A 12042-nucleotide genomic window follows, 5' to 3' on the forward strand; every position below is an offset into this window, starting at 1 on the left:
CGGAGCGAATGTCATCAGGGCCGGTGCCGACGGGCATCACAGTAGGCCGGATAGATTCCTGCAGCCTGTTACCAAAGAACCAACAACTTATTACTTGCAAATCGGGGGAGTCCATAGATGAACGTTAGGCCTTTATGAAGTACTACAAGAAGCGCATTCCCGAGAAGTGGCAAGTATTTGCGTTCGAGGTCGACGGTTCGCAGGACGCTTATGTCAGCGACGACATGATTCCAATAACGCCGACGGAGGCGCAGGAAATCGCGGCCATGCCTCCGCAAGATGGACTTGTGCTCGATATCCTAAGGTCAGCTTCCACCAAACGAAATTGGACATGGCCGCCCAGGGCGTATCAAGAGGCGATCGGTCAAATCGTTGTGATTTCGTCGAGCATCGAAGTCATGATACGAACCGTTATTTGGCATATCGCTGGCTTGGACAGCATCGCGGGCCGGGCGTTTACGGGTAAGGCTCGCATAAGCGAGCTGACAGAAACGCTGAAGGCGCTGATTGAATGCAAGGCTCCTCATTTGAAAGATAAGGCGGCTTCCATCAGTGGAAGAATCAAAGAGGCCTTTAATCGACGAGCTGTATACGTGCACCAGGTTTGGACAATCCATGAAGATGGAACCCCGGCGGTTGGCAAGTTGTTCATCGAGCGATATGAGCGTCTTGAAAAGCCAACACCTGTTTCGCTTACCAGCATGTACCAGCTAGCAGACGAGATGCTTCAGATTCAAGCCGATTTAATGGCGTCCATTCTGAGCCCACTACTTCCCACGAGTCAGCAGACAAATGGCTAAGAACCTCGAAGGCCTAACACTGCAGTCAACCGGACCTGCGCGAAAAGTCGCGCAGGTCCGGTTACTTTGAACGTTAGGCGTCGGCAATCATGTCCTGCTACTCATGCTGTTCCTGCGAGTGTTTGGAGACACCACTCGACTTTGATGCTGCTGTTGCAGCAGAGACACGCTTCACTTGGCGTCTACACGATGTGTGCCACTCCAACATCGGCTGGTACACCGACAAAACAATCAGCGATCAGCAACTTCTCGAGGACTGGATAGCCAAGGATGCATTTGGCGCATACGTGCTATGGCATAAGGACGACTACTGCGAAATCCACAGCATGTTCCACATGAGAGCGCTGTATGTGGGAAAGGGTCAGATTGGGAAGCGACTGCTAGCCCACTGGAAGGGAAAGGACTTTTCGGCAGAAATGCTCGTTTACTGGACATTCCTTGAGATGCCAAATCGCCAAGCAAAGTACTGCGAGCAACTGCTCTTAGATACTTATCGCGTACCTCTTAACAAAGCTGAGTCAACTGGGGAGTTGTTACTTTGCGCGCACTTCACACAAACGGAAGTGGATTAACAACAACGCCTAACAGGCGCTTCGAGTGGGACGCAAAAACAGCCGGCTTCGCCGCCTATTTTCGCGCCCCTCAAGCTAAACGTTAGCCATCTTCATTGGAGCACATGATGCAAAAGGTAGTTGATTGGGCCTTATCGCGTTTTCCTCGCGAAACAGCCCGCGCAAATGAAACTGAGCGCCTAGATGCAACAATGAAAACAACGGCAGTGAATCGCTATAACGCGTCAAATCGCCTAAGAGCACAAGGAAAATTCACGTTCTTCACAACGACAATCTTGTCTCTTGGTTTGATCTTCATTCCACTAATGCAACTTGCTGATGCGCAATTGGCATTGCCAGACCGATTGCTGAACGCGATACAAATTTTCCTAGCCGTCTCCATTCTGGTTTACTCAGTCATTATTGGCACTGCTCGCTACGACTTACGTAGCGAACAATTGAACGACTGCGGAGATAACATCAAAGAGCTAATTCGAGAACTCCGCAGAGAGAAGGAAGCTGCAGGAGGACAGGTTGGCAAGGAGAAATTAGCCGAACTACAAGATAGGTATTCTTCGATTACAACCGACGTCGAAAATCACACTAGAAATGACTATCGCTTGACGGTATTGCAGTTGCCAGAGATGTTCAAAGTCACCGGCTTTGTCAGGGCGGGTACGTGGGGGCTGTACTGGACTGCGTTTATCGCACAGTTTCTTCCTTCGCTGATGTTGCTAGCTATTGTGTTGGGGTTTTTTCTGGAGGTGTTCGGCATCACTGCCGGCCTCACGCAACTATTGAAATTCCCGAGAACGCCGCATGGCTAACTCATCATTCCACCGGACCTGCGCGAAAAGCCGCGCAGGCCGGTGAATTCAAACGTTAGGTTGCTTGAAACATGTCGCTGACTCATCGCCCAGTCGCCGGGAAAGACATACAAGCCATTTGCGGTTTTCCACAAAGCGAAGACGAATTATTCTTCATGTTTCCAAAGGCTGAATTCCCGTTGGCACCATCGCTGTTGCAGGAGTCGATTGCGCAGCGCTCGAACTCAACTGTCGTAGAACTTGACGGTGAAGTCGTCGCCTTCGCCAATTTCTACCGTTGGGAAACTGGCGGCAGTTGCTCCATTGGGAACGTCATCGTTTCCCCGCTAGCCCGAGGGCGCGGCATCGGCCGGTATCTCATCGAGCAAATGACGAACCTTGCTTTCTCGAAACATCTGGCAACCGAGGTGACAGTATCCTGCTTCAATCAAAACGTTGCTGGCCTGCTGCTGTACCCAAAACTTGGGTTTCAGCCGTATACCGTCGAGGAGCGAAAAAACAGAAATGGAAATCGGGTTGCACTCATTCACATGCGGTTGGCGCGAAATGCAACCTAACATTACGGTCAAGGCGCGGCCTTCGGCCGCTGGGACGTCCCGCAAGCGGGCCGCCCCTTACCTTGTACGTTACGCATCAATGGACCCCCCCCATGCCATTCCCACCGGAAGAACGTAAGGCGTTGCTCGGCGTGAAAGGTGTTGGCCCCACGGTGGTGGCTCGCCTCGAACAAATGGGATTTGAATCACTGGCCCATCTGAGCAAAGCCAATGCGTTGGATATCGTCTCTCAAGCCTCGGCTATCGTCGGTTCCACTTGCTGGAAGAACAGTCCGCAAGCTCGCGCTGCTATCCAGGCTGCCATTGCATTGGCCCAGTCGCGCCATGCACCACAAGTTCGTTAACCGGACCGCCAAAAAGCTGTGCTTTTTGTCGCCCGGTTACGTCCAAGGCAGGGCATCTCAGTAATGAAACCGCAACTGAGCAATCTGGAGTGCATCCCCTTCAACGCGATATACCATGCGATGTTCGTCTGTTATACGGCGTGACCAAAAACCCGATAGCGCGTGCTTCAATGCTTCCGGTTTTCCTACACCGGCAAAGGGTTCGCGTTGGGTTTCACGAATCAGCTTGTTTATCCGCTCAACCATGCGCTTATCTTGTTTTTGCCAGTAGAGGTAGTCTTCCCATGCCTCAGCCGCAAAAATCAGCTTCACTGTGACAGTTCCCGCTCGGTGCCTTTGCTGGCGTTCAGTTGTGCAACTGCCGAGAGAAGTCGTTTGGCGTTAGCCGGGGTACGCAAGAGATAAGCGGTCTCCTCAAGCGCTTTGTAATCCTCAAGGGAAAGCATCACCACGGATTGCTCACCATTGCGGGTAATAATCAAAGCTTCGTGGTCGTTACAAACCCTGTCCATGATGCTGGCGAGGTTTGCTCGAACGGCGGTGTAGGTCATCGCATCCATTTAAGGCCTCCGTATATGTACATTTTAATGTACAACACACTTCGCGAAGTGTCCAGCGCACGGGGAGCTAAACGGCCACCCCATCATTCCCCCTGGCCTGCGCGAAAAGCCACACAGAGACTGGCAGCGGCGATCAAGGGCTGAATCTCACGGTCGACGGCCATTTTTGGGCAAAAACGGCGGTTGACCGTGAAACTCGGCCCAGATCGGGCGATTTGCCCGGGACTGGCTCCCCTCCCGCCGCCTAGACTCGCTCCACCTCAACGGTGGAGATTTTCATGCAACATCGCCCGACAATCGGGAAACCACGTCGGCTGACAGCAGCCCTGGCCGTGCTCGCCGGCCTGATTCTGGGCAGCACCGCTTGTGGTGCCGAAACGCCCGACGAAGGCGACCTCAGCTACCGCGCCCACATCGACAGCCCGCACCGCTTCAAATGCCTCTACGGCTACGCCGCCGACAAGACCGGCGACCATGCCTCGGCCATCCGCATCTTCGAGGACTGCATCGCGCGCTGGAACGATGTCTATTCGATGATCTGGCTGGCGCAGATTCTCGAAACCGGCATCGGCATCCCGCGCGACGAGGCGCGAGCCGCCCGCCTGATGGAACAAGGCGCCCAGATCGAGAACGACGCCCACGCCCGCCTGGCCCGTTATCACTGGGGCGTTGCGCTGGCTGAGGGACGCGGCGTGCCCGCCGACCTGGCGGCAGCGCGCCGCTGGCTACGCCGGGCCGCCGCCGAGGGCGTGACCGAGGCCGCCGAATACCTCGAACGATTCAACCGGAACACCGCTTTCAACCCCCCCAAGGAGAACCCATGATCGGCATCTGGCAACACGCCAACCAAACCTTCCTGCTCGGCCTGTGCATCGTCACGACCCTCGCGTTCGCGCTGCCCATCACCTTCGCCCCGCTGCGCTGGGCGGCGCTGATGCGCTGGCGGCTGCCGGTCGACACCGATCTGGCAGTCTATTTCGGCCGCTGTCTGGGCTGTTTCATCCTGATCGTCGAGGTGTTGATGCTGCGCGCAGCACTCGATGGCACGGCGCTGGTCACCGTCTTTGAAATCCTCACGCTGATCTTCGCCAGCATGGTGCTGCTGCACATCATCGGCGCCATCCAGCGCATCCAGCCGTGGACGGAAACCGCCGAAATCGGCCTGTACAGCGCGCTGTTCCTGCTGACCCTGGCCTTTTTCCCGGTCGCCGCCTGAAACAGCCGCCGGCTCAGTCGCCCAGACCGAGCCGGCGGGCGATGCGCACCAGTTCGAAATCGTTGGCTGCTTCCAGCCGGGTCTTGATCTGGTAATGCGTGTTGTGCACCGTCTTCGGACTCAGGCACAGGGCGGCGGCAATCTCAGGCACCGACGTACCGGCGAGCAGCAGGCGCAGCACCTCCAGCTCGCGCGGGCTGAGGCTGTCGGCAGCGTTCGGCGGCTCGGCCTCACGCAACGCAGCGCGCAGTTCGGCAGCCAGGTCCGGGCTGCAGAAACGCCGCCCGCCGGCCACCTCGCGCACCGCCTGTTGCAACACTTCCGGCGGACTGCTCTTGGTCACGTAACCCAAGGCGCCGGCGCGCACCGCCTGCACCGCCCACAACACGTCGCGATGCATGCTGAAGGCCAGCAGGCGCGCCTGCGCGTCGCGCTGGCGGATGCGCGCCAACAGTTCGAGACCGCCGATGTCGGGCAGCGCCAGGTCGAGAATCGCCACGTCCGGCTGCAATTCACGCCACAGGCGTAACCCCTCGGCGCCGGTAGACGCTTCGCCGGCCACCACCATGTTGCCCTGCTGCTCGAGCAGGCGACGGTAGCCCTGACGCACCACCGCGTGGTCGTCAACCAGCAGCAGGCGAATCACGCCGCCACCTCCATCGGGGGCAAGGGCCAGACAGCGGCCAGGCGCATGCCGCCCGCTGGCAAAGGCGCCAGCTCGACGCTGCCGCCGAAAGCCGCAACGCGCTCGGCGATGCCGATCAGGCCGCGACCGCCGCGACGTTCGCCGGAAGCCGGTTCGGCCTCGCCATCGTCGATCACCTCCACCAGCACCCGGCCGGCCACGCAGCTCAGCGACACCGCCACCCGGCTGGCGCGCGCATGGCGCAGCGCGTTGGTCAGCCCTTCCTGGACGATGCGGTAGGCGTGCGCCGCACATTCGCCGGGCAGCGCCTCGACATCGCCCTGCAAGTTCAGGGTCGTGGCAACGGCCACGCCATCCGGCCGCCGTTGTTCCTCGCGTACCAGCTGGCGCAGGCATTCGCCGAGACCGAAGGCATCCAGCCCCGGCGGGCGCAGGCGGTGGACGATGTCCTGCACGCTCTCGTGCAATTGCGCCAGACTGCTCTCGATGGCCGCCAGGCTCGGACGCAGCGCCGGGGCCTCGCCCGCGCCGTGGCGCAGGAAGGCGGTTTCGGCACGCAGCGAGGTCAGGTGCTGGCCCATGTCGTCGTGCAGTTCGCGGGCCAGATGGCGACGTTCAGCCTCACGCGCGTCGAGCAGGCTGGTGGCCAAGCGGCGCTCGGCCACGCGGGTGGCGCCAAGCTGGCCGGCCAAGCTGTTGAAATCCTCGCCGATGCGCCGGAATTCGCGCAATTCGAACGCCGGCAGGCGAACGGCAGTGTCGCCTGCCTCCAGTTGACCGATGGCGGCGAGAATGCGGTCGGCCGGCCGCAAGGCCCGCCGCACCGGCGCCACCAGCGCGACGGCGAGCACGGCGAGCGCCGCCCAGGCCAGCGCCAGCATACCGAGCGCGCCGAGCCAGCCGGAGAGTTCCGCCGCCCAGTTGGGCGACACCCGGATCTCGCCGACGAACACGCCGGGCGGCCGCAGCAGGGGATGGCGGGCAATCCCCGACTCGCCGGCCAAGGCGGCCAGCCAATCCCCGACCCGGGCGCTGCCAGCCAGCGGCGGATGCGGCGTCGGGCAAGCCCGGGCAATGGCGTGGCCGCGCACGTCGTCCACCTCGACACAAAAGGCCAGGCGTCTGGCCAGCGGCGTCAGTACCGCCAGGTCGACAGCAATCTCCTCACGGTTGAAGGTGTCAGCCAGCCGGGGCTGGTCCTGATTGAGCAGCTGCTGGACGATTGCCCCGCTGGGCGGCAGGTCGGCCAGCGCCTGCCGGTAGCCGCGCCAGCCATGCACCCCCAGCATTAGCAGGGAAACCGCCAGGCCGAACACGACGATACGCAACAGCAGGGCGCGCTGCAGGTCGAAAGCGGCAGCGCTGGCGGTGGGATGCGGCGAATTCATCGAAAAAACGGGGATGGCGGCGTGGGAAAGCGCGCCATCCTACGGCAGACAAAATCGCCGCCGTTCAAGCCTCGATCAACCCATTCCGCACTGCAACCAGCGTCAGTTCGGCCGCGTTCTGCACATTGAGTTTCTGCTTGATGTGATAAAGGTGGGTGCCGATTGTGGACGGGCTGAGACAGAAATCGGCGGCCACGTCGTTGACCGAGCGGCCTTCGGCCAGTTTCAGGAAAACGGCCAGTTCCTTTTCGGTCAGCGTGTCGACCGGGTTGGCCGAGCCGGACAACTGGGCCAGCGCAACCGTTTGCGCCAGTTCCGGGTCGAGATAGCGACGACCGTTCGCCACTTGGCCGACGGCGCGCAGGAATTCCTCCGGCGCGGCGCGTTTGCACAGGTAGCCGGCGGCACCGAGACGCAGGGCGCGCACCGGCACGATGTCGTCGTGGTGCGCCGACAGCATCAGCACGCGGGCTTTCGCCTCCCAGACGAGCAAGCGCTCCAGCGCGGCAAGGCCGCCGATGCCTGGCATCGAGACATCCATGATCAACAGGTCGGGGATCGTTTCGGCGTACAGGCGAATGGCGTTCTCGCCACTCTCGGCCTCACCGATCACACAGGCCCCTGCCCCTTCGAGCAGCAGGCGAAAACCAAGGCGGACGACCGCGTGATCGTCGGCCAGCAGGACACGTACACCGTGCAGGGTCTGGTTCATGGCACTTCCTCCAACAAAACTTGATCGGGCAGACAGGCGTGCAGGCCGAAGCCGCCGCCTGCCGGCCGGGTGAATTCGAGACGACCGCCGAGCAGCGCAACGCGCTCGGCCATGCCGGCCAGGCCAAGGCCGCAGCCGGCCTGGGGTGATACGCCGCCAGGATGACCGCGACCATCGTCGCGCAGGCTGAGTTGCAGATAACCGGCGCCCCGGACGATCAGCAGATCGACGCGGCTGGCGGCGGCGTGACGCGCCACATTGGTCAAACCTTCCTGGACGATGCGGATGACCGTCTGGGCGGTTTCATCGGCCAGTGGTCGGGTGCCGAGTTCCAGTTCGGCATGCAGGGCGATGTCTTCATGCTGAGCGCGCCAGTTGTCCAGCAATCGTTCCAGCGCGTGACCCAGGCTGTCGCCCGCCGGCGGGCGCAGACGATGCAGGATGGCCTTGACGCCCTGCTGCATTTCGCCGGTAACCGCCACAATGCTTTGTGCCGGGCTGTACAGCGCCGGCTGTTCGGTCGTGCGCTGGGCGATGGCGCCGGCCAGCGCACGCACGGCGGTGATGCCCTGCGCCAGTTCGTCGTGCAATTCGCGGGCGATCACCCGGCGCTCCTGCTCCAGCCCGGCCTGCATGCGCTCGGCAACTTCGCGCTCGGTTTCCAGCCTTACATTGTCGTTGACCGCAGCATTCAGCCGGTCGGCCATGCCATTGAAGGCACGCGACAAACGCCCGAGTTCAGGCGTCGAAAATACCGGCAAACGGGTGTCGAAACGACCGCGACCGGTGCGGTCGAGCGCCTGCATCACCTGTTCCAGCGGACGCAGCGCACAGGCCAGCGCCTTGCCGGCGGCGACATAAAGCAAACCGAGCAGGGCCAGCGCCCAGCCGGCCATCGCCAGCAGATCGTCCCAGGCGTCGATCACCGCACGCGAAGCATCCGGCACGAGGACCAGACGCAAGTCGCCAACCGTCAGGCTGCGTTGCTCGAAGACCGGATGCAGCAAATCAACGAACCATTCGGGTACCTGACGGCCGGCCTTGTAGGTCGGCGGTGGCGAGCGATAGAGCAGGCTGCCATCGGCAGCGAGCAGTTGCAGTTCATTGGCCCGGATGCGGCCAAGCGGACGAACGACGGCAAGCAGCGCCTCCGCCCCGACTGCCGGTTGCTGCGCGACAAACGCGGCCAGCCATTGCTCGGAAACACGACTGGCCGCTTCGACCTCTTCGTGAATGCCCTGCCGCGCCCCATGCAGCCAGAGCGCGGCCAGTACCAGCAACAGGCTGGCCGCCAGCCCGGTGAACACCAGGCTGATGCGGGTGTGCAGACGGAAGGGGCGCATCGACATCGGACTCAGTCTCAGCGAGCGCCGAAGCGGTAGCGCACGCCGACCCAGGCCGCACGCGGGGCGCCCGGCGCGACGAAGGTTTCGCGTTGCCAGTCGCCGGAATCGCTCTGGAAGCTGCCGGCGCTGTTGAACGGGTTCTCGGCCAGCGCAGCGGCAGTGGCATAACGCTTGTCGAACACATTGTTCACCCGGGCAAAAACCTGCCAGTCCCGATCAAGCCTGGCCTCGGCATTCAGATTGAGAATGCCGTAACCGGCAAGCTTGCCCGAACCGTTGAAGGTCCGGCTTTTGCCGAAGGCATCGGTCGTCGTCCCGGCACGGTGCGCATTGTTTTCATTGCCTCGAGCGTACTGGCTGGAAAATGCCTGCACATCGCCGCCGATACGCAGCCAGTCGGTGGCCCGCCAACTCAGGCCGAACTTGACGCTGTGCTTGGGCAGGCCGGGCAAATAGTCGCCCTTGCCGACATGGATTTCATCGTCCTGTCCATTGGCCGTACACGCTGCGTCGGTGCCGCGCGAGCTGTTGTTCTCGGCCAGCATGCAGGCGTCGGAGCGGAAGCTGGCGTGCAGGTAACTGTAGTTGGCAAACCAGTCGAAGCGGCCCTGGCGCCCGTTCAGGCCAAGTTCCAGCCCCTGCCGCTGGGTCTTGCCGAAATTGGTGAAATAGCCGGCGCTGGTGGATGTGCCGACAAAGAGGATGTCATCGCTGGAAATCGTCCGATACACCCCGGCGTTCCAGCCGATATCGCCCGGCAACTTGCCACGCAGGCCGGCTTCCAGCGTGCGTGCGACGACCTGTTTCAGATACGGGTCGGCGGCCATCGAATTGGGCAGGGTGCAAGGATTGGCCGGATCGGCGCAGCCCAGCTCGATCGGTGTCGGCACCCGGTTGCCCTGGCTGGCGCCCAGATAGGCATTCAATACCGGCGCAATCTGCCAGGTCAGGCCGAGCGACGGATTCAGTTTGCGGTAATGGTGATCGCCATCGAGATTCGGCGCCGTGCGGTTCAGCTTGTCGAAAGTCGTGACATGGCTGAAGTTGTAGCGTGCCGATGCCGTCAGGTGCAAGGCCGGCGTCAGGGCATAGGTATCGGTGACGAACAGGCTGGCGGTACGGGTCGTGCCACGCAGCGCATTTTCCACATCTTCTGCGCCGGTATTGGAGACACCGCGCGACGCATCGATCACGCCGATCTGCTGGGTCTGGGCAAAACTCACCCGCGCCTGGTCAAGCGAAGTCCCCAGCGTCAACTGGTGCCGTTCGCCCAGCAAATTCCATTGCAGTGACGCCCCCGTGCCGCGCTGCGCTGTCCGGGTGCGATTATTGGCGCCGGAATCCTGATCCGAGATGCCATCGAATGGGCCATCCTCGAAATCGTCGTTGGCATCGCCGTTCAAGGTGCGCGTGGTGTTGCGCCGATGATAGACATTGCCCGACAGGCTCTGTTTGTCGTTCAGCCAGAAACGGCCGCTCAGGGCGATCTGGGTCAGGTCGTTCCGCGTCTGGTCCGGGTGGGTGAAAATCTGCGCCCGACGTTGGGCATACATCGATTCGGGCAGCAGGCCATTGCCCGTCATCTTGGTCACCGCACGGCTCAGCGTCAGATCGGCCTCGCCGCTCGCGCTCTTGTGCGACAACTTGCCGAAAAACTGCCGGGCATCGGATTTGGAATGATCGCGCCAGCCATCTTCGGCAAACAGATCGCTGCTCACATACCAGCCCAGCGAACCGCTATGACCGCCATATTCCAGCCCAAGGTTGCGCCGGTCGAAACTCCCGCCGGACACTTCGATCTGCCCGCCGGGATGGCTGAAGCCGCTCTTGGTACGGATGGCCAATGCCCCGCCCAGCGTATTCAGACCGAACACCGGGTTCGAACCGGGCATCAGGTCCATGCCGGCGATTGCCGTATGCGGCAGCAAATCCCAGTTGACCGTATCGCCGAAGGGTTCGTTCACCCGCACCCCGTCGAGGTAAACCGACAAGCCCTGCGGCGTGCCCAGCAAGGGCGACGCGGTGAAACCGCGATAATTCACATCCTGCTGGAACGGATTGCCCTGCACTTCATTGACATTGACGCTGGGCAACTGGCGAGCCATGAACTCCGGCAGATTCATGCTTTCCTGTTCGTCGATCTGCTGACCGCTAATCGACTGAACGTTGGCCGGAATCTGCAGCTTGGGAATACCGATACCTGCCAGCGGCGAGTTGCCGACGATCTCCAGGGTTTCGAGCCGGATCGCCGGGTCAGCGGCCAGCGCCGAACCGAACAAACCGCTCAGGGTCAGAGCCAGCAGGCTACGCGAGGGGCGGGCAAATTGTCTTTGTCTCTTCATGTCGTTTTTCTCAGTTTGTAATTGATCGGGATGACCACCTGGAGTTCGCTGTCATTGAGCGCCTCGGGAAAAGGCGGCAGCGTGCCAAAACCGGCCAGCATCGCCAGCGCATGCTTGTCCAGCACATCGAAGCCGCTGGAATGTTCGAGATGAACCGCGAGCAACTGGCCCTTGCGCGCCACCTGCAGACGCAGTCGAACCTCGCCTTCCCAGCCGCGCAATGCGGCAACGCGCGGATATTCCTGCTGCCGGGCGAGCAATTCGCTTAGTTGACGCCGATAAGCCAGCAGCAAATCGGACGAAGAAGCAGCCGATGACGCAGCGGTTGCGGATGGCGGCACCGGGGCAGACACGGCCGGAACCGGTTGAAGGGTCGCCGGCGATGGCGGCGCCGCTGCGGCGATTGCCGGCTGACTGGTCGGAGTGGCCGGCCCTTGCTGCACCACATGGGCCGGCCCGGCAGCCTCTGGCACGCGGGAAGTGGGGGACATCTTCCGGGGCGGCTCTGGCTGCCGGACCTTCGTTGGAAGCACCGCTGCCGGCATGGCAGCGACAGATGCTTCGGGTTCGACGGGAGGAATCAAACGCAAGCTCGCCTGGATGGGTGGCGAAACTCGCTCATGCGAGGTTTGCTGCGTCGATGCCGTGAATAGCAGCGCCCCGTGCAACAGCAAGGACGCCGCCAAAATCAGCGAAAAACGCCGGTCGACCGCAGGCGGCAGGCAATAAACCCGGTGCACGGTCGAAGCCATC

15 protein-coding genes are annotated in these 12042 nt (G+C 61.5%); 7 read left to right on the top strand and 8 right to left on the bottom strand.

Annotated features, from left to right (window positions below):
- The first annotated feature begins 134 nt into the window (after nucleotides 1-134).
- The 5 genes from RCI20_RS06400 to RCI20_RS06420 all read left to right on the top strand — a co-directional run bounded on the left by RCI20_RS06400 (nucleotide 135) and on the right by RCI20_RS06420 (nucleotide 3079).
- A complete protein-coding gene (locus RCI20_RS06400) occupies nucleotides 135-800 on the top strand; it encodes a hypothetical protein (protein ID WP_306603742.1) in 666 nt (221 codons plus the stop codon).
- 89 nt (nucleotides 801-889) lie between these two features.
- Nucleotides 890-1372: a hypothetical protein gene (locus tag RCI20_RS06405; RefSeq protein ID WP_306603743.1), complete on the top strand. Its 483-nt coding sequence runs from the start codon at nucleotides 890-892 to the stop codon at nucleotides 1370-1372.
- 104 nt (nucleotides 1373-1476) lie between these two features.
- On the top strand, nucleotides 1477-2178 hold the full coding sequence (locus RCI20_RS06410) for an SLATT domain-containing protein (protein ID WP_306603744.1): 702 nt from the start codon (nucleotides 1477-1479) through the stop codon (nucleotides 2176-2178).
- 71 nt (nucleotides 2179-2249) lie between these two features.
- Nucleotides 2250-2735 (top strand): GNAT family N-acetyltransferase, encoded by a 486-nt coding sequence (locus RCI20_RS06415; protein WP_306603745.1) that lies wholly within the window; start codon nucleotides 2250-2252, stop codon nucleotides 2733-2735.
- Between the two features lie 92 nt (nucleotides 2736-2827).
- Nucleotides 2828-3079: a hypothetical protein gene (locus tag RCI20_RS06420; RefSeq protein WP_306603746.1), complete on the top strand. Its 252-nt coding sequence runs from the start codon at nucleotides 2828-2830 to the stop codon at nucleotides 3077-3079.
- 57 nt (nucleotides 3080-3136) lie between these two features.
- Here the strand turns inward: RCI20_RS06420 and RCI20_RS06425 are convergent, their stop codons facing one another.
- Nucleotides 3137-3391, bottom strand: a complete 255-nt coding sequence (locus RCI20_RS06425) for a Txe/YoeB family addiction module toxin (protein ID WP_306603747.1) — start codon at nucleotides 3389-3391, stop codon at nucleotides 3137-3139.
- Nucleotides 3388-3639, bottom strand: a complete 252-nt coding sequence (locus RCI20_RS06430; RefSeq protein WP_306603748.1) for a type II toxin-antitoxin system Phd/YefM family antitoxin — start codon at nucleotides 3637-3639, stop codon at nucleotides 3388-3390. The genes RCI20_RS06425 and RCI20_RS06430 overlap by 4 nt, the downstream gene beginning before the upstream one ends.
- Nucleotides 3640-3917: 278 nt before the next feature.
- Between RCI20_RS06430 and RCI20_RS06435 the strand changes: the two genes are divergently transcribed.
- Both RCI20_RS06435 and RCI20_RS06440 read left to right on the top strand, forming a co-directional pair.
- Nucleotides 3918-4463, top strand: a complete 546-nt coding sequence (locus tag RCI20_RS06435) for a sel1 repeat family protein (RefSeq protein WP_306603749.1) — start codon at nucleotides 3918-3920, stop codon at nucleotides 4461-4463.
- Nucleotides 4460-4855 carry a hypothetical protein gene (locus RCI20_RS06440; protein ID WP_306603750.1) on the top strand — a complete coding sequence of 132 codons (396 nt, stop codon included), beginning with the start codon at nucleotides 4460-4462 and terminating at the stop codon, nucleotides 4853-4855. The genes RCI20_RS06435 and RCI20_RS06440 overlap by 4 nt, the downstream gene beginning before the upstream one ends.
- A 13-nt stretch (nucleotides 4856-4868) precedes the next feature.
- Here RCI20_RS06440 and RCI20_RS06445 read toward each other — a convergent pair whose 3' ends face one another.
- From RCI20_RS06445 to RCI20_RS06470, 6 genes are all read right to left on the bottom strand, one after another.
- The gene (locus RCI20_RS06445) at nucleotides 4869-5501 is read right to left on the bottom strand and encodes a response regulator transcription factor (protein WP_306603751.1); all 633 of its coding nucleotides are present in this window, start codon (nucleotides 5499-5501) and stop codon (nucleotides 4869-4871) included.
- Nucleotides 5498-6889 carry a histidine kinase gene (locus RCI20_RS06450; protein ID WP_306603752.1) on the bottom strand — a complete coding sequence of 464 codons (1392 nt, stop codon included), beginning with the start codon at nucleotides 6887-6889 and terminating at the stop codon, nucleotides 5498-5500. The genes RCI20_RS06445 and RCI20_RS06450 overlap by 4 nt, the downstream gene beginning before the upstream one ends.
- A gap of 64 nt (nucleotides 6890-6953) precedes the next feature.
- Complete coding sequence (locus RCI20_RS06455) at nucleotides 6954-7601, bottom strand: response regulator (RefSeq protein WP_306603753.1); 648 nt, start codon at nucleotides 7599-7601, stop codon at nucleotides 6954-6956.
- Entirely contained in the window at nucleotides 7598-8950 is a 1353-nt protein-coding gene (locus tag RCI20_RS06460) for a HAMP domain-containing protein (RefSeq protein WP_306603754.1), read from the bottom strand. Before RCI20_RS06460 ends, RCI20_RS06455 begins: the two co-directional genes overlap by 4 nt.
- A gap of 11 nt (nucleotides 8951-8961) precedes the next feature.
- Nucleotides 8962-11289, bottom strand: coding sequence for a TonB-dependent receptor (locus tag RCI20_RS06465; protein ID WP_306603755.1), 2328 nt, complete (start codon nucleotides 11287-11289; stop codon nucleotides 8962-8964).
- Nucleotides 11286-12041 (bottom strand): energy transducer TonB, encoded by a 756-nt coding sequence (locus RCI20_RS06470; protein WP_306603756.1) that lies wholly within the window; start codon nucleotides 12039-12041, stop codon nucleotides 11286-11288. The genes RCI20_RS06465 and RCI20_RS06470 overlap by 4 nt, the downstream gene beginning before the upstream one ends.
- Nucleotide 12042: the final 1 nt, after the last annotated feature.

This window comes from Azonexus sp., assembly GCF_030824335.1.
GTDB lineage: Bacteria > Pseudomonadota > Gammaproteobacteria > Burkholderiales > Rhodocyclaceae > Azonexus.